The sequence below is a fragment of the Streptomyces sp. NPDC002520 genome, from assembly GCF_053595235.1.
On record NZ_JBSFXG010000032.1, the window covers coordinates 57,094 to 77,238 of the forward strand.

Annotated in this window: 19 protein-coding genes; 5 read left to right on the top strand and 14 right to left on the bottom strand. The window is 70.7% G+C overall.

Features of this window, described 5'->3' with window-relative positions:
- Positions 1 to 14: 14 nt before the first annotated feature.
- Positions 15 to 2,912, bottom strand: a complete 2,898-nt coding sequence (locus ACWD5D_RS33460) for a UPF0182 family membrane protein (protein ID WP_451376579.1) — start codon at positions 2,910 to 2,912, stop codon at positions 15 to 17.
- Between the two features lie 164 nt (positions 2,913 to 3,076).
- Between ACWD5D_RS33460 and ACWD5D_RS33465 the strand changes: the two genes are divergently transcribed.
- Complete coding sequence (locus tag ACWD5D_RS33465; RefSeq protein ID WP_451376546.1) at positions 3,077 to 3,619, top strand: PPA1309 family protein; 543 nt, start codon at positions 3,077 to 3,079, stop codon at positions 3,617 to 3,619.
- A 106-nt stretch (positions 3,620 to 3,725) separates the two neighbouring features.
- Here the strand turns inward: ACWD5D_RS33465 and ACWD5D_RS33470 are convergent, their stop codons facing one another.
- The 4 genes from ACWD5D_RS33470 to ACWD5D_RS33485 form a co-directional block, all read right to left on the bottom strand.
- The gene (locus ACWD5D_RS33470) at positions 3,726 to 4,823 is read right to left on the bottom strand and encodes a YlbL family protein (protein ID WP_451376547.1); all 1,098 of its coding nucleotides are present in this window, start codon (positions 4,821 to 4,823) and stop codon (positions 3,726 to 3,728) included.
- A 50-nt stretch (positions 4,824 to 4,873) separates the two neighbouring features.
- Positions 4,874 to 5,029, bottom strand: a complete 156-nt coding sequence (locus tag ACWD5D_RS33475; protein WP_451376581.1) for a hypothetical protein — start codon at positions 5,027 to 5,029, stop codon at positions 4,874 to 4,876.
- Positions 5,030 to 5,233: 204 nt separating this feature from the next.
- The gene (locus ACWD5D_RS33480; protein ID WP_451376548.1) at positions 5,234 to 5,695 is read right to left on the bottom strand and encodes a molybdenum cofactor biosynthesis protein MoaE; all 462 of its coding nucleotides are present in this window, start codon (positions 5,693 to 5,695) and stop codon (positions 5,234 to 5,236) included.
- A gap of 160 nt (positions 5,696 to 5,855) precedes the next feature.
- Complete coding sequence (locus ACWD5D_RS33485) at positions 5,856 to 6,968, bottom strand: SDR family oxidoreductase (protein WP_451376549.1); 1,113 nt, start codon at positions 6,966 to 6,968, stop codon at positions 5,856 to 5,858.
- Positions 6,969 to 7,160: 192 nt separating this feature from the next.
- On the opposite strand from ACWD5D_RS33485, the gene ACWD5D_RS33490 reads away from it, so the two are divergent.
- Together ACWD5D_RS33490 and ACWD5D_RS33495 are read left to right on the top strand one after the other, a co-directional pair.
- A complete protein-coding gene (locus ACWD5D_RS33490) occupies positions 7,161 to 8,615 on the top strand; it encodes a zinc-dependent metalloprotease (RefSeq protein ID WP_451376550.1) in 1,455 nt (484 codons plus the stop codon).
- Positions 8,612 to 9,133 (top strand): NUDIX hydrolase, encoded by a 522-nt coding sequence (locus tag ACWD5D_RS33495; RefSeq protein ID WP_451376551.1) that lies wholly within the window; start codon positions 8,612 to 8,614, stop codon positions 9,131 to 9,133. The genes ACWD5D_RS33490 and ACWD5D_RS33495 overlap by 4 nt, the downstream gene beginning before the upstream one ends.
- An 87-nt stretch (positions 9,134 to 9,220) precedes the next feature.
- On the opposite strand, the gene ACWD5D_RS33500 is transcribed toward ACWD5D_RS33495, so the two are convergent.
- From ACWD5D_RS33500 to ACWD5D_RS33515, 4 genes are all read right to left on the bottom strand, one after another.
- Complete coding sequence (locus ACWD5D_RS33500) at positions 9,221 to 9,976, bottom strand: AIM24 family protein (RefSeq protein ID WP_451376552.1); 756 nt, start codon at positions 9,974 to 9,976, stop codon at positions 9,221 to 9,223.
- Between the two features lie 17 nt (positions 9,977 to 9,993).
- Complete coding sequence (locus ACWD5D_RS33505) at positions 9,994 to 10,674, bottom strand: AIM24 family protein (RefSeq protein WP_451376553.1); 681 nt, start codon at positions 10,672 to 10,674, stop codon at positions 9,994 to 9,996.
- 11 nt (positions 10,675 to 10,685) lie between these two features.
- On the bottom strand, positions 10,686 to 12,383 hold the full coding sequence (locus ACWD5D_RS33510; protein ID WP_451376554.1) for a TerD family protein: 1,698 nt from the start codon (positions 12,381 to 12,383) through the stop codon (positions 10,686 to 10,688).
- A 125-nt stretch (positions 12,384 to 12,508) separates the two neighbouring features.
- Positions 12,509 to 13,105, bottom strand: a complete 597-nt coding sequence (locus ACWD5D_RS33515) for a M48 metallopeptidase family protein (protein ID WP_451376555.1) — start codon at positions 13,103 to 13,105, stop codon at positions 12,509 to 12,511.
- 302 nt (positions 13,106 to 13,407) lie between these two features.
- On the opposite strand from ACWD5D_RS33515, the gene ACWD5D_RS33520 reads away from it, so the two are divergent.
- Together ACWD5D_RS33520 and ACWD5D_RS33525 are read left to right on the top strand one after the other, a co-directional pair.
- Positions 13,408 to 14,727 carry a ThiF family adenylyltransferase gene (locus ACWD5D_RS33520; RefSeq protein ID WP_451376556.1) on the top strand — a complete coding sequence of 440 codons (1,320 nt, stop codon included), beginning with the start codon at positions 13,408 to 13,410 and terminating at the stop codon, positions 14,725 to 14,727.
- Positions 14,720 to 16,132, top strand: a complete 1,413-nt coding sequence (locus ACWD5D_RS33525) for an ABC1 kinase family protein (RefSeq protein WP_451376557.1) — start codon at positions 14,720 to 14,722, stop codon at positions 16,130 to 16,132. Before ACWD5D_RS33520 ends, ACWD5D_RS33525 begins: the two co-directional genes overlap by 8 nt.
- Before the next feature lies 1 nt (position 16,133).
- On the opposite strand, the gene ACWD5D_RS33530 is transcribed toward ACWD5D_RS33525, so the two are convergent.
- The 5 genes from ACWD5D_RS33530 to ACWD5D_RS33550 form a co-directional block, all read right to left on the bottom strand.
- On the bottom strand, positions 16,134 to 16,346 hold the full coding sequence (locus ACWD5D_RS33530) for a hypothetical protein (protein ID WP_451376558.1): 213 nt from the start codon (positions 16,344 to 16,346) through the stop codon (positions 16,134 to 16,136).
- Positions 16,347 to 16,482: 136 nt separating this feature from the next.
- Positions 16,483 to 16,809 carry a hypothetical protein gene (locus ACWD5D_RS33535; RefSeq protein ID WP_451376559.1) on the bottom strand — a complete coding sequence of 109 codons (327 nt, stop codon included), beginning with the start codon at positions 16,807 to 16,809 and terminating at the stop codon, positions 16,483 to 16,485.
- A complete protein-coding gene (locus ACWD5D_RS33540; protein WP_451376560.1) occupies positions 16,806 to 17,174 on the bottom strand; it encodes a WhiB family transcriptional regulator in 369 nt (122 codons plus the stop codon). The genes ACWD5D_RS33535 and ACWD5D_RS33540 overlap by 4 nt, the downstream gene beginning before the upstream one ends.
- Positions 17,175 to 17,349: 175 nt before the next feature.
- The gene (locus tag ACWD5D_RS33545; protein WP_451376561.1) at positions 17,350 to 17,670 is read right to left on the bottom strand and encodes a hypothetical protein; all 321 of its coding nucleotides are present in this window, start codon (positions 17,668 to 17,670) and stop codon (positions 17,350 to 17,352) included.
- A gap of 163 nt (positions 17,671 to 17,833) precedes the next feature.
- The gene (locus ACWD5D_RS33550; protein WP_451376562.1) at positions 17,834 to 20,116 is read right to left on the bottom strand and encodes an ATP-dependent DNA helicase UvrD2; all 2,283 of its coding nucleotides are present in this window, start codon (positions 20,114 to 20,116) and stop codon (positions 17,834 to 17,836) included.
- Positions 20,117 to 20,145: the final 29 nt, after the last annotated feature.

Below are 20,145 nucleotides of genomic sequence, written 5' to 3' on the forward strand. Positions count from 1 at the left end.
CGGGGTGGCCTTGATCAACCCTTCTTGCCGCCGTCCTTGTCGGCCTGGGCCTGCGCCTTCTCGGCCTTCTTGAGCGCGGCCTCCAGGTCGTCCTGCGCCTTGGCGTAGGCGTTCCAGTCCGGCTTGGGCTTCTGCAGCGCCGCCTGCCCGGCGTCGAAGGCCTTCTGGGCGTCCTCCAGTGCCTGTCTGACCGTCGGGTTGGCGGAGCCGGGCGGGTTGGCCGAGCCGGGCGGATTGGCGGTGCCCGTGTCCGGCGGTGTGGTCGCCTTGACCCCGAACACCTCGTCGAGCGCCTCGTCCAGCGTGTCCTTGAAGGCGGTCTTGCCCTCGTAGGTGACCAACACCTTGCGCAGCAGGGGGTACTTCAGGGAACCGCCCCGGACGTAGACGGGCTCCGCGTACAGCAGTCCTCCGTCCAGTGGCACGGTCAGCAGGTTGCCGTACTCGACCTTGGAGTGGCCTCTGCTGAGCAGACTGATCGTCTCGGCGATGTCCGACTCGGAGTTGAACTGGCTCTGCACCTGCTTCGGACCGTCGAAGTTGGTGTTCGTCGGCAGTTTCAGGATTCTGATCTTGCCGTAGTCGGTCGTTCGCGGGTCGGAGTCGACGGCCATGAACGCGCTGAGGTTGTCCTTGCCGTTGGGCGTGAACGTCGTCGTCAGCGAGAACTTCTGGGCGCTCTGGTCCGGCATCTTCATGCTCAGGTAGTACGGCGGCACCGCGCTGCCCGAGTCGTTGGTCGGGTCGTCCGGGACCGCCCACACCTCGCTGCCGCTGAGGAAGGTCTGCGCGTCCGGCACGTGGTACCGGGCGAGCAACTCGCGCTGGACCTTGAACAGGTCCTGCGGGTAACGCAGATGGGCCATCAGGTCCGGGGAGATGTCCGCGCGGGACTCCACCGTGCCGGGGAAGGCCTTCATCCAGGTCTTCAGCACCGGGTCCTGGGTGTCCCACTGGTACAGCTTGACCTCGCCGGTGTACGCGTCGACGGTCGCCTTCACCGAGTTGCGGATGTAGTTGACCTGGTTCTGCTGGGCCACCACCGCGCGCGAGGTGTTGGTGGCGGTCAGCGAGTCGGCCGTCGTATCACCGAGGGTCGTACGCGAGGCGTAGGGGTATCCGTTCGTCGTCGTGTACGCGTCGACGATCCACTGGATGCGGTTCCCGACCACCGCCGGGTAGGCGTCGCCGTCGATGGTCAGCCAGGGGGCGACCGCCTCGACGCGGTCCTTGGGCGTGCGGTTGTACAGGATCCGCGAGCCCTTGCCGATCGCTCCCGAGTAGAGGATCTGCGGCTCGTTGAACGCCACCGCGTACGCGGCCCTGTTGACCGGGTTGTCGAGGTTGACCCCGCTCTTGCCCCGGTAGCTGGTCGTCTTCTCGTGCTCGTTGTCGGGGTAGTCGACCTCCTTCTGGGGGCCGCCGACGATCGAGTACGTGTTGGTCTTCTCGCCGTAGTAGATCCGCTGCTGGAACGAGCCGAGGTCGCCCTTGGCGGGCAGGTTCTTCTCGATGAAGACCGGACGGCCCTCGGGGTCGGCCTCGGTGCCCTTGGCCGCGACCACGCCGAAGCCGTGCGTGTAGCGGAAGTGGTCGTTGATCCAGTTGTTCTTCGGGACGCCGTCCAGGTTCAGCTCGCGCAGGCCGAGGACGGTGTCCTGGTCCTTGCCGTCCTTGGTGGTGTACCGGTCGACGTCGAGGTTGTCCGGGAAGCCGTAGTAGGCCTTGATCTGCTGGAGCTGGCGGAACGTCGGCGAGACCACGTTCGGGTCCATGATGCGCAGGCTGACCGTGGCGCCGACCTGGTCGCGCAACTTGGTCTTGTCCTTGGTGCTGGACGTGCCCGCGTACTCGCTGACCTCTGTGTCGTCGATGCCGTACGCCTCGCGGGTCGCCTTGAGGTTCTTCTCGACGTACGGGGCTTCCTTGGCCTGCTCGTTGGGCTGGACCTGGAACTTCTGCACGATGGCCGGGTACAGGCCGCCGATGAGGATCGCCGAGAGGACCATCAGGCCGAAGCCGATGACGGGCAGCTGCCAGGTGCGGCGCCACAGCGTGGCGAAGAACAGCAGCGCGCAGATGACGGCGATGCAGAACAGGATCGTCTTGGCCGGCAGATAGGCGTTGGCGTCGACATAGCGCAGGCCGGTCCAGTTGCCGGCCGCCTTGAAGTCGCTGGACTTGACGGCCAGGCCGTACCGGTCGAGCCAGTAGGCGACCGCCTTGAGGGCCACGAAGATGCCGAGGAGCACCGAAAGATGGCCGGTCGCGGCGGCGGTGGCGCGCGCGCCGGGGCTGGTGACGCGCAGCCCGCCGTACAGGTAATGGGTGAGCGCGGCGGCGATCAGGCTCAGGATCGCGGTGGCGAAGCCGAAGCCGAGCAGGAACCGGTACCAGGGCAGGTCGAAGGCGTAGAAGGAGACGTCGAGGTGGAACTGCGGGTCCTTCTGGTGGAAGGGCACGCCGTTGACCCACAACAGCCAGGTGCGCCACTGGCTCGCCGCCGAGGCGCCGGCGATCAGACCGACGAGACTGGTGACGGCGAGCAGCAGCCACGTCTTGTACGGCGCGATGCCCATCCGGTAGCGGTCCAGGCTCTGCTGCTCCATGGACATGGCGCTCAGCGGGGGCCGCATCCGGTGCGCGAGCCAGATGTTGACGCCCACGGCGAGAGCCATGATCAGGCCGAACACGAAGAACAGCCCGATCTTGGTCCACAGAGTGGTGGTGAACACGGACGAGTAGTGCACCGACCGGTACCACAGCCAGTCCGTCCAGAAGCCCGCGAACATGGTGAACGCCATGCCGAGGACGGCGAGGACGCCCAGGGTCAAGAGCAGGGTCCGGGCACGCCGGGACGGGCGGCCCGCTCTGATCCGCGGCCCCGTCGGGCCTCCGCCGCGGTCCGGCATCTGGAAAGCCAAGGTGCGCACCTCGAAGTTCGCTGTCGATCCGTCAGGCCCTCGTGTTCGCGGGCCCTCCGTGGCCCCCCGTGATCGCGAGCCCACACCTATGCAACTTACTCACGGTTTGCTCGGTTCCCGATTCCGGCCGGGAACGAGGCAGGATTGTGACCATGTCCAACACTCCCATGGCAGCGAACCCGCTCACCCGGGCCGTACTCGAGATCGACGAGTACGCCTCCGGCCTCGGCTGGGACCAGCCCGCTCGCCTCTTCGCCCTTGTAGACACCGCACGGCTGCGGGCTCAGGAACCCTCGCTCGCCGCCCAGCTCGGCCTGCAGGACGAGCCCGAGACCACCGGTCTCACCCCGATCGAGCAGGACGAGATCCCCGCGGACAAGGCCCTCGACGAGTTCCTCGGCACCATCGCCTGGCCGGACGCGGTGGTCGGGTGCGCGCTCACAGTGGAGCGCCTGATGCTGCCCCCGGCCGCCGAGGCGCAGGTCCCGCAGAACCTGAGCGAGGCCAAGCTGGCGAAGTGGGTGGCGAGCCACCCCGAGCGCCAGGAGGTCCGTATGACGGTCGCGGTGCTGCGCGACGGCACCCGCGAGTCGGCGCTGCGGCTGCGCGAGAAGGACTCCGCGACGGAGGTCCTGACGGGCCCTGACCTGGTGCCGGGCCTGGTGGCGGCGCTGGCGGCGACGTTCGAGGACTGACGTCCTCGGGTACGGCGGCGGGGGCGCCCCTGGTCACAGGGAGCGCCCCCGCCGTCCTTGTGTGCCGTTGCGCGCTCGCCGGCTCGTGCCGGTCAGCGCTCGCCGGTCAGCCCTTGGTCGTGCACTTCGGCAGGGCGGCGGTGTCGCCGCTGCGGATGTCCTTGAGGGCGCCGAGGGCGTCGCCGATGGTCTTGACCTTGACCAGGGTGAGTCCGCTCGGCGTGTCCTTGGCGGCGGCGGCGCAGTTGTCGGCGGGCGTCAGGAAGTACTGGGCGCCCTTGTCGCGCGCGCCGATGGTCTTCAACTCGATGCCGCCGATCGGTCCGACCGTGCCGTTGTCGTCGATGGTCCCGGTGCCGGCGACGAACTTGCCGCCGGTGAGGCTGCCGGGGGTGAGCTTGTCGTAGATGCCGAGCGCGAACATCAGGCCGGCGCTCGGGCCGCCGACGTCGGCGAGCTTGATGTCGATGCTGAACGGGAAGGTGTGGTCGGTCCCTGCGGAGATCCCGACGATGGCCCGCGGGGCGCCGCTGTCGTGGGAGGCCGCGGTCTTGATGGTCACGTCCTGCGTCCGGGTCGCCGTCTTGTGCTCCTTCTCGGCGGCCGCCTGCTCCTTGACCGGGACGAGGGTGAAGACGACGTCCTGACCGGACTTGTGCTTGGTGACCAGCTTGGCGACGTCGGACGGCTGCTTGACCGCCGTGCCGTCCACGGCCTTGATCACGTCACCGGCGTGCAGTCTGCCCTCGGCCGGGGAGCCCTTGATCACCGTGGAGACGATCACCCAGGACTTCACCGGGACGCCCAGTTCCTTCAGGGCGGCGACCTTGGCGGTCTCCTGGGACTGGCTGAACTCCTCGGCGTTCTCCTGGGTGGACTGCTCCTCCGTCTTGCCGTCCGGGTAGAGGGTGTCGTGCGGCACGATCTTGCTGTCGTGCGCCAGCCAGCCGTAGACGGCCTCGACCAGGTTCATCCGGAAGTTGGCGCTGGTGACCCGGACGGTGGTCATGTTCAGATGCCCGTCCGTCGGGTAGGTCCGGTGGCCCGAGATCTGCAGCACCGGCTCGCCCCCGTGGTCCCCGAGCGTGTTCACGGTCGGCCCGGGAGACATCTCCGCGTACGGCGCGGGGATGAGCACTCCCGCGCAAAAGAGCGCGATCAGCATCAGGGTGGAGGCGAGCATCGTCGCGGTGCGGCGTGGCATGCCTCGACAGTACGGGACGGTTCTGTCAGCGCACCGTCAGGGCATCCCCGTCACGCGCCGCGCGCACCCGGGTGGGACTTCTCCATGGCCTCGCAGAATCGGGCGTATCCGTCCAGCTCGGGACCGTCGCTGCGCACCTTGCGGGTGCGGTTGGCCCAGCTTCCCCACAGTCCGGCCGCGATCGCGGCGATAAACGGAATCAGCAACCAGGCGAGAGCCGCCATAAGCCGACCTCCCAACCTGACGAGCGTCCGCAACTGACTGATCAGCAGATTAACCATCCGCACTGACAACGCTCACGGCAGGGGGGCGGTTACGCAACCGGAGCGGTGCTGAGCCGAACGTGCACACATGTACGGCCGTGCGGGGAGGAACTGTGGAGGTCGCCGGCGGGCGCGAGGGCCCAGGTCTCAGCAGGCGCCGACCCACTCCTCGGTACCGTCCGAGAACTTCTGGTGCTTCCAGATGGGTACCTCGTGTTTGAGGTCGTCGATGAGCTTGCGGCACGCCTCGAACGCCTCGCCCCGGTGCGGACACGACACGCCGACGACGACGGCGATGTCCCCCACTCGGAGGTCTCCCACCCGGTGCACGGCCGCCAGCGCCCGCACCGGATAATCGGCGACGACCTTCTCGGCGATGCGCCGCATCTCCACCTCGGCGGTGGGGTGGCAGGAGTATCCGAGGGCGTCGACGTCGGCGCCCCCGTCGTGGTTCCGCACGGTCCCCACGAACAGGGCCGTCCCGCCGGCGGCGTCGTCCCCGACCGCCTGGAACACCTCGTCCACGGACAGCGCGGTCTCCCGGACGCCGATCAGCTTGATGGGATCCTGAGCCGCCTGCTCACCGGGGTGATCGTTCGTAGCTGCCATGCCTCCATCGTGCCGCATGCTCCCGACATCGAGGAATACGAGGTTCACCAGGCACGCGCGCGGTGCCGTTCGGAGTCTTCTACAGTCGCCGTCCCCAGCGGTCGCCGTCCCCAGCGGTCGCCGTCCCCCGCGGTCGTCACTCGCCCGCCGGTCCGGACGGTCAGAGCCGGCGGCGCGCCTTCCGGGCCCGCCGTACGACAGCGGCGGCCCCCAGCAGGGCGACCGTCGCTCCCGCGGCTCCCGCCGCCGTCGCGTCCTTGCGCCCCAGCCGGCGTCCGGCCACGGTGTGCCGCCCGGAGGCCTCCTCCAGCAGCTCGGCCAGCACCTCCTCGTTGGTCCACGCCGGCCGCCACCCGGCGTCGTGCAAGCGGCTCCCGCTGACCACCCAGGGGTACATCGTGTACGCGAGGTCCCCGGCCGGGGAGGGGGTGAGCCCGATCCGGTGCAGCCGGGCCGCCGCGCCGAGCGCGACCGCCGACGGCAGCTCCATCCGCCGGATCCCGCTCAGCTCCTCGACCTCCTCCTGCTCCAGCCATCCGTCGCAGCCGACGGCCAGCTCGCCGTCGACCTTCTCGAGAACGGCGTACTCCAGGGCCCCGCACAGGTCCTCGACATGGCAGAACTGCCAGGCCGGCCGGGAACCGGCCACGACCAGCAGCCGGGGCGACTCGAAGTACCGGGTGAGCGCGGTGTCCGTACCGCCGACCAGCACGGCGGGCCGAACCACGGTGACGTTCAGCCCCGGGTGCGCCCGGGGAGCGCGCCGCGCCAGCCGCTCGATCTCCAGCAGGTCCCCGACGCCGGTGGCCTCGGCGGTGGCCCGCAGCTCGGCGTCCTCCGACAGCGGCAGCTCGTTGTCCGGCAGCGCCCCGTACACCATCGCCGACGTGCACAGCACCACCCGGTGCACCCCGGCCGCCGCGGCGGCGGTCAGCACGGTCTGCGTGCCCCGGACGTTGTACGCGGTCCGCGCTGCCGTGTCGCTGCCGAGGTCCAGGTCGAGCGCCAGATGGACCACCGCGTCCGCGCCCCGCAGCTTGTCCGCGATCGCCGGATCGCGCACGTCCAGGATGTGCCACTGCGCGTCCGCGCACTCCCCGCGCCGCTCGTCGATGGCGATGACCTGCTTGATCTCGTCCGAGGCGGCGAGCCGCTCGGTGAGCAGGGCGCCGACCCCGGTGGCTGCGCCGGTGACCGCGACGACGGGACCGCGCACGGCGGGAGGGGTTGAGTGGTTTCGCGCTGCGCGAACCTGTGGATCTGGGGAACTCACCGGGCGTCTCCAGCGGTTGTCTTCAATACGAGCGCGAGTGAGGCGTACGTACCAGGTACATCCATCCTGCCGCAGCCCTTCCGTGGGCGAAGCACCGAGGCCCGATCCGGTCGGGGTGTCTACGCTGGGTGGTGAATGTCGGGCAGCCGCGCCGCCGGAGGAATCCGGTGGCCTTACCAGCCGAGGAACCCCGTGAGTGACACCCCATTCGGATTCGGCCTTCCGCCGGAGGAGCCGGAAGACGGCGACGAGGGCAAGAAGAAGGACCAGCAGAGCGGTGGTGGGCAGGGACCGGCCAACCCGTTCGGCTTTGGCGGCCTGCCCGGAGCCGGAGGCTTCGGCGCCCCGGGCGCCGACAATCCGCTCGCAGCCATGTTCGGTTCCCTGAACCCCAACGACCTGGGCGCCGCGTTCCAGCAGCTCGGCCAGATGCTCTCCTACGAGGGCGGCCCGGTGAACTGGGACATGGCCAAGCAGATCGCCCGCCAGACCGTCGCCCAGGGCACCCCGGACGGCGTCAAGGACGCGAGCGTGGGCCCCACCGAGCGCTCCGCGGTCGAGGAGGCCGTCCGCCTGGCCGACCTGTGGCTGGACGACGCGACGTCCCTGCCGTCGGGCTCCGGCTCGGCGGTGGCGTGGTCCCGCGCGGAGTGGGTCGAGGCGACCCTGCCCGCCTGGCAGGAGCTGGTCGACCCGGTCGCCGAGCGGGTCGGCGCGGCCATGGGCGACGTCCTGCCGGAGGAGATGCAGGCCATGGCGGGCCCGCTGATCGGCATGATGCGCTCGATGGGCGGCGCCATGTTCGGCACGCAGATCGGGCAGGCCGTCGGCGTGCTCGCGGGCGAGGTCGTCGGCTCGACCGACATCGGGCTCCCGCTGGGTCCGGCCGGCCGGGCGGCGCTGCTGCCGGCCAACGTGGAGGCCTTCGGCAAGGACCTCGGCGTGCCCAAGGAGGAGGTGCGGCTCTACCTGGCGCTGCGCGAGGCGGCCCACCAGCGCCTGTTCGCGCACGTGCCCTGGCTGCGCTCGCACCTGTTCGGCGCCGTCGACGGCTACGCGCGCGGCATCAAGGTCGACACCGCGAAGCTGGAGGACGTGGTCGGCCAGTTCGACCCGCAGAACCCCGAGCAACTGCAGGACGCGCTCCAGCAGGGCATGTTCCAGCCCGAGGACACGCCCGAGCAGAAGGCCGCCCTGGCCCGTCTGGAGACGGCTCTGGCGCTCGTCGAGGGCTGGGTGGACGCGGTGGTCCACGCGGCCGCGAAGCCGCGTCTGTCGTCCGCCGACGCGCTGCGCGAGACCCTGCGCCGGCGCCGCGCCACCGGTGGCCCCGCGGAGCAGACCTTCGCCACCCTGATCGGCCTGGAGCTGCGCCCGCGCCGGCTGCGCGACGCCTCCCGTCTGTGGGCCTCGCTCACGGACGCGCGCGGGGTCGACGGCCGGGACGGCCTGTGGGCCCACCCGGACATGCTGCCGACGGCCTCCGACCTGGACGACCCGGACGGCTTCGTCCACCGCGAGCAGCTGGACTTCTCCGAGCTCGACAAGATGCTCGGCGAGGCGGCCGGCGGCTCCCGCGAGAAGCCGGACCTGAAGAAGCCGGACCTGAAGAAGGACGACGAGGGCAAGGGCGACGACGCCGAGTGAGCCTGTACGACGACGCGGTCCTGGTGCTCAAGGGGTACGAGGACCAGGGTGAGCTGCGCCAGGCCTATCTGGACCATCTGGCCGCCCACCCGGACGGCATGTGGAAGGCCTGCCACGCCGGGCATGTCACCGCGAGCGCCCTGGTGATCGACCCCGAGCACGGCCGGGTGCTGCTCACGCTGCACAGGAAGCTGCGGATGTGGCTCCAGATGGGCGGCCACTGCGAGCCGGGCGACGCGTCCCTGGAGGCGGCGGCCCTGCGCGAGGCGACGGAGGAGTCCGGGATCGGCGCTCTGACCTTGCTGCCCGGCGGCCCGGTGCGCCTGGACCGGCATCCGATCCCGGCGCCGTGCCACTGGCATTACGACGTCCAGTACGCGGTCCTGGCCCCGCGCGACGCCGAGCACGCGATCAGCGACGAGTCGCTGGACGTGCGCTGGTTCGCCTACGACGAGGTGGCGGACGTGGCCGACGACTCGGTCGTACGGCTGCTGGAGGCGACCCGGGCCCGGCTCTGAACGTGTCGAGCCAGGCGCTGAACGTGTAAGGGGCGGCCGCTACGGCGGCCGCCCCTTACGTTTGCTTTCCCTACGGTCGGCGTGCGGTCAGCTCCAGACGTTGCCCTGGTTCTGTCCGCGCGCACCGTGCTGGCCCATGCCGTACTGGGCGGCGAGCCCCTGGCCGATCGCCGCGTTCTGCGGCGGGAGCAGCTCGCTGGGCTGCACGAGCGCGAACCCGGAGCCCATGAAGCTCAGCTCCCAGCCCTCACCGGTGTTGCCGCGCCGCCGCCACACCCCGGAGGAGTGCGTCTGGGCCTGCATCTGCACCCGCAGCCCGGTGGACCAGGCGACGATCGCGTCGGCGTCGCAGTTGACGTACTTGTCGGGCGTGACCTGCATGAGCAGCGGCGCGCCCGAGGTCATCAGGGCGACCTTGCCGCGCCCCGTGATGTTGAGCTGGTACTTCCCCGAGCCGGAGATGCCGTAGAGGCTGTCGACGGCGATGACCTCGTGGTGCAGCGAGGAGTCCATGGCGAGGACGTAGCTGCTGTCGACCGTCAGCCCGTCCTGCTCCACGTCCATGACGTGCACGTACTGGGCGAGGTTGGCGAGGTAGACGGTGCCCTGGCCGTGGCAGCGCATCAGGTCCAGACCCTCGCCGGTGTAGGCGCGGGAGCGGCGCTGGCTGTTGTTCTGGTACTCCGCGTCGAACTCGACGAGGCCCTGGTAGGCGACCATGGTGCCCTTGCGGGCGAGGATGTCGTCGTGGCCCTCCAGGGTGACGCGGAGCATCTGCTTGTTCTGCAGGCTCCAACGATCCTGTGTCTGGAGGTCGTTGTACGCGAAAAGCGGGCTCTGCATGCTGTTTCTGCTCCCCCTCAGCCCCGGACCCGGAGGCGGTCGGTGCTGTCTTCGCTGGGCTGGACGACGACGATGCCCTGGCCGGAGAAGGCCATCTGGTAGGCCTCGCCGCTGCCCCGGCCGATCAGTGACTGCGCCTTGAAGCTGCGCTTGCCCTTCACCTTCAGGTTCGGGGACCAGGCGACGAGCGCGTCGGGGTCGACGTACGTCTCGTCCTCGCCGCCTCCGCAGTCGACGACGATCGGCTTGCCCCGGGAGGTCAGCGCGACCCAGCCCTGGCCGGAGATCTTCGTGTTCCACAGGCCCTGCCCGGCGAACTTGGCGAGCCCCTTGACCCGCTCGACGCCCCATTGCAGGTGTGCGTCGAAGGCGAGCAGGTTGGTGGCGTTGACGGAGATGCCGTCGCCGTTGAGGTTGATCACGACGACGTCGGCGCCGTAGTCGGCGAGGTAGAGCAGGCCGTCGCCCGAGCACTTCATCAACGGGGCGCCCTCGCCGGTTACCCAGTCGCGGGCGATCTGACGGACGGCCGGCGGGTTGGGCTCGTACTGGATGAAGCCTTCGTAGGCGACCATCGAGCCCACGCGCGCGAGGAGGTCGTTCCCGGTCTGCATGGCGACCTTCAGCATGTGGTTGCCGTGGTTGTCCATGCGGGCGGTGACGGGTGCGGGGGCGTAGCCCGCGAGCGGCTGGTTCATGACGGGCTCCCTCAGACCTCGTACGGCTGGACGACGATGAAGTTGCCGGGAGCGCCCCGGAACTGGAGGTTGACGCTCTCTCCGGTGTCGCCCGGGTAGGCGTTGCGGCGCATCCGCACCTGGCTGGAGACGATCACCTGGGAGGCCGCCGACCAGGCCACCACCGCGTTGCAGTCGGCGAAGGTCGTGGGCGTCACCGGCAGGACGACGGGCGCGCCGTGCGTCTTGACGACGATGGTGCCGGTGCCCTGGAACTGCATCGTGAACAGCGCGCCGCCGGGGATGCCGTGGCCCTCGATGCGACGGACCTCGTACTGGAGGCTCTCGTCGAAGGCGAGGACGTTCTCGGCGGAGACGCAGATCGCGTCGCCCTGCAGTTCGACGGAGTGCAGGTGGGTGGAGCTCTCGGCGAGGAACACCTGGCCCTGGCCGGTGCAGCGCATCAGCTGCATCTCCTGGCCGGTGGCGTTGCCGACGATGCGCCCGGCGAACCCGGCGCCCTTGTAGCCGAAGTCGACCTTGCCCTGGTAGAGCACCATACTGCCCTGCCGGGCCAGCACGGACTGCCCGCCGATGCCGAGGTCGACGCGGATGAGTTTCTTGTTCTGCTGCGTCCAACGCTGCCCGGTGGGCGTCTCCTTGAAGGCCTGGAGCGCGGCCGTCACACCGGCACCGCCCTGCGGGGCGCCCTGCGGCACTCCGTAGGGGGTGGTCTGCTGGCCGGGGACCTGGCCGTAGGACGGCTGCTGGCCGTAGCCGGGGGGCATGGGCGCGCCGGGCTGGCCGCCGGGGGAGGGCTGCTGGCCGTAGCCCGGCGGCATCGGGGCGCTCGGCTGACCGCCGCCGTACGACGGCTGCTGCGGCTGCGGAGGCTGGCCGTAGGGCGCCGGAGCCGGAGCCGGCGGCGGGACCGTGCCCGCGGCGGGCCCGGTGAGCGGGGCGATGACCGTGGGCGCGCCGTGCACGTCCGGGACCGGCGGCGCCGGGGGCGGGGTGTTGCCCAGGGGCTGCGTGAAGCCCTGCGCGGGCTGCGGCTCGGGGACCGGGGCCGACGCGGGGGAAGGTGCCGGGGCGGGTGCGGCCGGGGCGGCGAACGCGGGCGGAGCGGAGGACTGTGCGGGCGGGGCGAAACCGGGGGCGGCGCCGGTCTGCGGCTGCTGCGGGGCGGCGGGCGCCTCCTCCTCCAGCACCTCGCCGCCGAAGTTCTTCAGCAGCGCGTCCAGTCCGCCGTCGAAGCCCTGGCCGACCGCGGCGAACCGCCACACGTCCTTGAAGTAGAAGTCGCCGAGCATCACGGCGCGCTCGGTGGAGAACTCCGAGCCGTTGAAGGAGTACCGAGCGACTTCCTCGCCGCCGGCCACGATGCGCACATATCCGGGGCTGATCTGCGACATCTGCCCGGCGCCGTCGACGGTCGCGGTGAACGACAGCTTCCGGATGTTCGCGGGGATCCGGTCCAGCGTGATCCGGAACGACTCGGTGTCGCCCGCCTGGGCGCCCAGCAGCTGGATGGACTCCTCCGGGGACTTCGGCTGGTTGAAGAAGACGAAGTACCGGTCGTCCGAGAGACGCTCGTCGGCGTCCAGACCGAAGCAGCTGATGTCGAAGGTCAGTCCGGGGCCGGAGATCTGCACACCTACGTACAGATCCGTGCCCGCCGTGAGGTCACTGATCCTGGCCTTGTGGCCGCGTTGGAATTCCCTGGCCATGCGTTACGACCGTCCCCCATCCCGAATTTTGAGTGCGTCGCGCCAGGCTAACGGCAAACCCCGGCACCGGACGCAGCCGGTACAGACCCGGTACACAACCGCGCCCGGCAGCTCACACAGGGCGCTCATTCACCGCGCGCGCCGGGCACATGCGGCAACCGCTCGGCGGCGACCACACCTTCGAGGTAGCCGCGGGCCCGCTCGGTACGCGGATAGGACTCCAGCAGCCGCCAGAAGTCGGGGCCGTGACCGGGCACCAGGAGATGCGCCAGCTCGTGGCAGAGAACGTAGTCGACGACGTACTCGGGCATCCCCTGCAACCGGTGCGAGAGGCGGATGCTGCCCTCGGCCGGGGTGCACGAGCCCCAGCGGGTGTTCTGGTTGGTGACCCAGCGCACCGAGGCGGGGCGGGCCCTGCCGCCGAAGTACTGCTCCGACAGCCGCTCGGCACGTTCGGTCAACTCGGCGTCGCCCAGCACCCGTCTGCTCTCCTGGGCGGCGAGCTTGTCGAGCATGACGGTGACCCAGCGCTGCTCCTCCGCCTCCGACATGCGGGCGGGAATGAGCACGACGGTGCGATCGCCCTCGCGGTACGCGGACACCGTGCGACGGCGCCGGGTACTCCTGCGGACCTCGATCGCGCTCGCCTTCGAGCCGCTGGGCGGCAGGCTCGTCGTGCTGCGATGTGGCTTTCCGGCGCGGTGCAGTGGGTCGGCGGGCACGCCCCGACGTTACCCGCTGGGCCGCGCCGAAGTCCCGGCTCGGGAACGGTTCCGTGCCGGTGCCCCACCGTGCGCTGGATTCGTACGACCGATATGCCCGACTGGTACGGCCGATTCGTACGACGATCATCCCGAGCCTGTGGACAACGTCCGTCACCCGTCGGCGCGGCCGGGCATTCTGGCTGTCGTCGGCGGAGCGTGACCGGCTCCACCGGCGAAAGCGGCGTTTCAGGAATTCGGAACCCGGAAGACCTCAGGAACTTTTCACGCATCTCCGACACGGACGGACACGGGGGCCTGTCATGCATCCGATGGTGAAGCCGGCACTGCGGCGCGGCTGGCGCGATCTCAACACCGTGCAGTTCGGGATGACTCCGGCGCACGCCATGACCCTGGGGCCGATGGACACGGCGACGGGTCACTTCCTGGAACTGCTCAACGGCACCCGGGGATTGCCCCTGCTGCGCGAGGAGGGCCGCCGGATGGACCTCCCGGACGGCCATGTCGACGCGCTCGTGGACCGGCTCGGCCGTGCGGGGCTGCTCGACGACCCGCACGGCGGCGGGCCGGCCGCGGAGACCCTGCGAAAGCGGGAGGGCGCCCTCGCGCGGTTGCGCCCCGACCTCGCCTCCCTGTCGCTGACCACGGCCGAACCGGGCGGCGCCCTCGACCGGCTCGCCGCCCGCCGCTCCCTGCGGGTGCAGGTACGGGGCGCGGGACGGGTCGGGACCGTGGTGGCCTCGGTGCTGTCCGGCGCGGGAGTCGGCGAGGTCGACGTGCGCGACGTGGGCAGCGTCGAGCCGTGGGACGTGGCCCCGGGCGGACTGTCCGCCGAGTCGGTCGGGCAACGCCGGGACCAGGCGGCGCGGGCGGCCGCCCGACGCGCGGCACCCGACCGCCCGCGCCGAAGCCGCCCCGGACAGCCCTCCTCCACCTCTCCCCCGAACCCGCCCTCTTCCTCCTCTTCTTCCCCTCCTTCCCCTCCGCGCTCCACCCCCTCTCCCTCCCAGCCGTCTCCACCTCCAGCCCTGTCCGGCACGGACGAGCCGGGGCTGTCGCTGGTGATCCTCGCCCCGCGCGACGACGTCGCCGTGCACGCGCCCGACCCGTTCGTCGCCGAGCCGCTCATGGCCTCGGGGACCCCGCATCTCTACGCGGGGGTGGTGGAGGGGACGGGTGTGGTCGGGCCGCTGGTCCTGCCCGGCGAGACGAGCTGCGCGGGCTGCCTCCATCAGGACCGCGTGGACCGGGATCCTGTCTGGCCCCGACTGGTCGCCCAGTGGCGCTCCGGTCGGGCCCGGCAGGTCGGGCCCTGTGATCTCGCGCTGGCCACGGCCGTCGCGGGACTGGCCGCCGCACACGCCCTCGCGTTCCTCGACGGGGAGTCGCCGTCCAGCGCGGGTGCCCGCTGGGAGGCCTCCCTACCCGGCCTGGACTGGCACTCCAGGCCCGTGTGGCCACACTCGGCATGCGGGTGCGCGGTGGTGGAGAAACACAAGAGGGAGCACTCCTCAACCGGCGGAGAGGCGCGCGAGACAATGGCGGTACAACGGCCGTCGACGCAGCGACGACGAGTGACAGGCGCCGCGCGGCCGACTGGGACTTGGAGGGCGCATGTCTGATCTTCCCCGGAAGGCGGTTACCCGTACCGCCAAGCTCGCCGCGCTCCCGCTCGGCTTCGCCGGCCGGGCCACCTGGGGGCTGGGCAAGCGGATCGTGGGCGAGTCCGCGGAGATCGTCGGCCGGGAACTGCAGCAGCGTACGGCCGAGCAACTGTTCAAGGTCCTCGGCGAGTTGAAGGGCGGTGCGATGAAGCTCGGGCAGGCCCTGTCCGTCTTCGAGTCCGCCCTCCCCGAGGAGGTCGCCGGCCCGTACCGGGCAGCCCTGACCAAGCTCCAGGAGGCGGCGCCGCCGATGCCGACCCGCACGGTGCACCTGGTTCTCGAGGAGCGGCTCGGCGCGGACTGGCGCGAGCTGTTCCTGGAGTTCGAGGACAAGCCGGCGGCCGCCGCCTCGATCGGGCAGGTCCACCGGGCGGTGTGGCACGACGGCCGCGAGGTGGCGGTCAAGGTCCAGTACCCGGGTGCCGGCGAGGCGCTGCTGTCGGATCTCGGCCAACTGAGCCGGTTCGCACGGCTGTTGGGGCCGCTCATCCCGGGCATGGACATCAAGCCGCTGATCGCGGAGCTCAGGGACCGGGTCTCCGAGGAACTGGACTACGCGCTGGAGGCCCAGGCCCAGGCCGCGCACGCGGAGGAGTTCGCGGACGACCCGGACGTGGTGGTTCCGGCGGTGGTGCACCAGAGCGAGCAGGTCCTGGTGACCGAGTGGATCGACGGGATCCCGCTGTCCGAGATCATCACGGACGGCACCCAGGAGCAGCGCGACCGGGCCGGACAGCTCCTGGCCCGCTTCCTCTTCTCCGGCCCGGCCCGCACCGGCCTGCTGCACGCGGACCCGCATCCGGGAAACTTCCGGCTGCTGCCCGGCGGCCCCGGCGACGAGGAGGAGTGGCGGCTTGGCGTGCTGGACTTCGGCACGGTCGACCGGCTCTCCGGGGGGCTGCCGCTACCGATCGGCGTCTCGCTGCGGATGACGCTCGACGGCCGGGCCGAGAACGTCTACGAGCTGCTGTGCGAGGAGGGGTTCGTCAAGGACTCCATCGAGCTGGATCCCGACGCGGTCCTCGACTACCTGCTGCCGATCATCGAGCCGGCCCGGGCCGACGAGTTCACCTTCACCCGTAACTGGATGCGCAGCCAGGCCGCCCGCATCGCCGATCCCCGCTCCCCCGCCTACCAGCTCGGCAAGCGGCTCAACCTGCCCCCGGCCTACCTGCTGATACACCGCGTGACCCTGAGCACGATCGGCGTGCTCTGCCAGCTGGGCGCCACGGTGCGACTGCGGGACGAGCTGGAGGAGTGGCTCCCGGGATTCGTCCTCGCGGAGGATCTTCTGGAGGAGTTGTCGGAGGAGGATCCGCCCGAGGAGGAGCTGCCCGAGGAGGTCATCGCGGCCGAGGCGTGAGTCACCACCAGGACGAGTCCAGCCGGCCCTCGATGGCTCTGAGGTTCTCCCGGGAGCAGACGTCGCAGAAGTACTGCCGGACGCCGTTCTCGACGGAACAGGCCCAAGTGGCCGGCTGTGAGCCGTGTGCCTGGGCGCCGCAGCGGGCGCAGGCGAGGGTGCGGCGCTCCGTGGTGGAGCCGCCCTGATCACTTTCTCCGGGAAGACTCGTCACCTCGTGACGATAACCCCGCATCGGCCGATCACCGCGTACAACGCACCGCGGGGGCCGGTCCGTTCGGCCGGACCGGCCCCCGCGGGGAAGGTTTCGCCTCCCTGGGCCGGGAGGCCACCGCTTCAGGTGTGATCGTCTACTGCATGACGGCCATGGCGAGCGCACGGCGGGCGCGCAGCGAGGCGCGCTCCGCCCGGCGCTGCATCCGCCGGGCGGTGGCCAGGCGCACGGCCCGGCGCTCCCGCGCGGCGTCATGCAGGCGCTCGTGCATATGCGCACGGGCCAGGGCTTCTGGGATGAGTTGCATCTCTCGGGTCCTGTTCTTCTGACGCGAACCGGTCGCGCCGTTCGTGGTGAAGTCTTGGGTCGCGGAGCCCGTGGGCTCGCTGGTGGACGGCTTCATCGGGGCCTGCTTCTTGGGGTCGTGCGTGTGGGGGCGATCGATCGTTCCTGCGGTGTTCATGCTGTGACCGGGTTCTTGCGCGGGCGACCACGCGGCCGCTTCCGGGCGACAACGACACCCTGGACGAACAGCTCGCCACCCCAGACGCCCCAGGGCTCGCGCCGCTCCTTGGCGCCGGCGAGGCAGGCCTCCATCAGCGGGCAGGTGCGGCAGAGGGACTTGGCGTACTCGACGTCCGCCGGCGACTCGGCGAAGAAGACCTCCGGGTCGTAGGAGCGGCAGGGGACGGGTACGCCGAGGTTCTCGATGGCGTCGTCGAGCGCGGTGAGCGCGGTGAGGGGGAACAAGGTGGAGTCCTCCGTGAGGCCGGGCGGGGGGAGCGTTTGTGAAGGCGGTACGGACGGGGCGTGCGCTTCGAGTTGCACGGTGTTTCTTCCTCGTCTGGTCGTTCCGGCCGGTTGACCGGGTGTCGGCTTGGTACCGGGTTCTTTCCTTGTCCCGAGGCTCCTTCGCTGTGTCGTCCACGTTGATGGACAAACAGAAGGGCCGCGGATCCCGGATGGGGTTCCGCGGCCCTGAAGGCGCCGGCCTGATCGTCTGTCAGGCTGGATCGCTCCAGGGTTCTGGCCCACGGAAGGCCCACATCAGGTGGTGCTGCGTCGTCTGCTTCCGGAATCCGGCACCGGCCGCCGCAAAGGCATAGGCGTGTGCCTGTGCCGCTACCGCTTCCAGTGCCTTGCTCGGTCGCTCATTGCGCTCACGAACGGGAAGGCCCGCGAGAGACAGGGAGGACGCCGGACGGACGGCACGAATGCCGGACAGACCGGTGCCCTGGTTCGAGGCGCCGAGAATGCACAGGGAGACGGCCGAGCGATCGGTCATTTTGGCCGTGCTGATGAAGCTGCTGTTGATGCTGATCACTGGACTCGCCTCCTCTCGGCGTCTTGGGGACTGGGGTGAGCCAGTCCGTCGGGTATGCAAGTACAACACGGCATCGGGGCCTTGGAGAAGGCCGCCGCTTCCGTGCTTAGAACCTATGGGGATTGCCGGGGCATGTGCAAACTATTTTTTCGACGAGTTCGCATCAGTCGCCCTCAGCCTCTCCCCCGCCCTCCTGACCTGCACAGATGGCCAGAACATCGGCTCCGTAGCGCTGTAGCTTGCGGGTGAGGACGCCCGGGATGCGGGACAACTCGGCCGGGCTGTCCGGCCGGGTCTCGGCGATGGCCATGAGGGTCCGGTCCGTGAAGACGCAGAAGTCCGGCTGTCCGCTGTCCCGGGCCTGGACGGACCGCCACTCCCGCAGCCGTTCGTAGAGGCCCTCGTCCATGTCGGACGGGCAGTCCTCACAGCGCATCAGCTTCATTTCGCCCGCGTCGGTGAGGGTGCGGCCGCAGACCCTGCACCGGGCCGGGGTGCGCTGGGTGCGCCGCGGGACCGCCGGGACACTGCCCGGGGTGCCGCGCTCGATGCCTCCGCCACCGCCGGCCCCCGTGCGGCCGACGGTGGCGGTCGAGCCGGGGCGCAGGCCGTCCAGGAAGTGGCTGGGCCTGCGGTTGGGGCGGCCGCCGGGTGAGCGGGACAGGGACCAGGAGAGATGGAGCCGTTCCCTCGCGCGGGTCACGCCGACGTAGAGGAGGCGGCGCTCCTCCTCGATCTGCTCGTCCGTCTTCGCGTAGGTGATCGGCAGCATGCCCTCGGCGACGCCGACCAGGAAGACGACGTCCCACTCCAGGCCCTTGGCCGCGTGCAGGGAGGCCAGGGTGACGCCCTGGACGGTCGGGGCGTGCTGGGCGTTCGCCCGCTCGTCCAGCTCCGCGACGAAGTCGGCGAGGGTGGCCTTGGGGCGGGCGGCGGCGACGTCGCGGGCGAGGTTGACCAGGGCGGCCAGCGATTCCCAGCGCTCTCTGACGGCTCCGGAGCCGGCCGGAGGCTCGGTGGTCCAGCCCTCTCCGGACAGCACGGCACGCACCTGCGAGGGCAGGTCGACGGCGTCGTCCAGCAGGGAGTCGTTGCCGCCGAAGCGGGCGGCGCCACGCAGGGCGACGCCGGCCTTGCGCACCTCGGGCCGGTCGAAGAAGCGCTCGGCGCCGCGCAGCTGGTACGGGACCCCGGCGTCGGCGAGGGCCTGCTCGTAGGTCTCGGACTGGGAGTTCGTACGGAACAGGACGGCGATCTCGGCGGCCGGGACACCGGCGCCGATCAGTTCCCGGATGCGGCGGGCGGCGCCTTCGGCCTCGGCGGGCTCGTCGGTGTACTCGGTGTAGACGGGGTCGGGGCCCGCGGGGCGCTGGGAGACCAGTTCCAGCCGGTGGTCGGCGGCGCGGCCGGCGGCCTGGGCGAGCAGTCCGTTGGCGAGGCGCACGACCTGGGGGGTGGAGCGGTAGTCGCGGACCAGCTTGACGACGGTGGCGCCGGGGTGGCGGACGCGGAAGTCGAGGAGGTGGTCGGGGGTTGCTCCCGTGAACGAGTAGATGGTCTGGCTGGCGTCACCGACGACGCACAGGCTGTCGCGGTCGCCGAGCCACAGGTCCAGCAGGCGCTGCTGGAGGGGGCTGACGTCCTGGTACTCGTCGACGACGAAGTGCTGGTACTGGGCGCGGACCTGTTCGGCGATGTCGTGCCGGTCCTGGAGGACGGCGACGGTCAGCAGCAGGACGTCCTCGAAGTCGATGACCGCGCGGTCGCGCTTGACGTCTTCGTAGGCCGTGTAGAGGTGAGCGATCTCGGCCGGGTCGCGCGGGGACTCACGGCCGGCCTTCACGGCTGCGTACGCATAGTCGGCGGGGACGGTCTGGGTGACCTTGCACCACTCGATCTCGGCGGTGACGTCCCGCAGCTCGCCCCGGTCGAGGCGCAGGTTGCAGGCGGCGGCCGCGTCGGCGACGAGCTGGATCTTGCGGTCGACGAGCCGGGGCATGCCGCCACCGATCGCTTTCGGCCAGAAGTACTGGAGCTGGCGCAGTGCCGCGGAGTGGAAGGTGCGGGCCTGCACACCGTGGGCACCGAGCTGGCGCAGCCGGCCGCGCATCTCGCCGGCGGCGCGGTTGGTGAAGGTGACGGCGAGCACGCTGGACGGGTGGAGGATCCCCGCGCGCACCCCGTAGGCGATGCGGTGGGTGATCGCGCGGGTCTTGCCGGTACCCGCTCCGGCCAGCACGCACACCGGCCCGCGCAGGGAGGTGGCCACCTCGCGCTGCTCGGGGTCGAGCCCTTCGAGCACCGCGTCGGCAGACTCCGGTGCCTGCGGGAAGAGAGGGGAGTGCGTTGCTGCTGTCACATGGCCATGCTGCCAGGTCGCCCGGGACTGCCGCGCCGGTTGTCCACAGGCGGGGGCTTGCGGTCGTACTGATGCGGCAGGCGTCACAGCGCTCGGGCAGGAACCGGGACGGATGG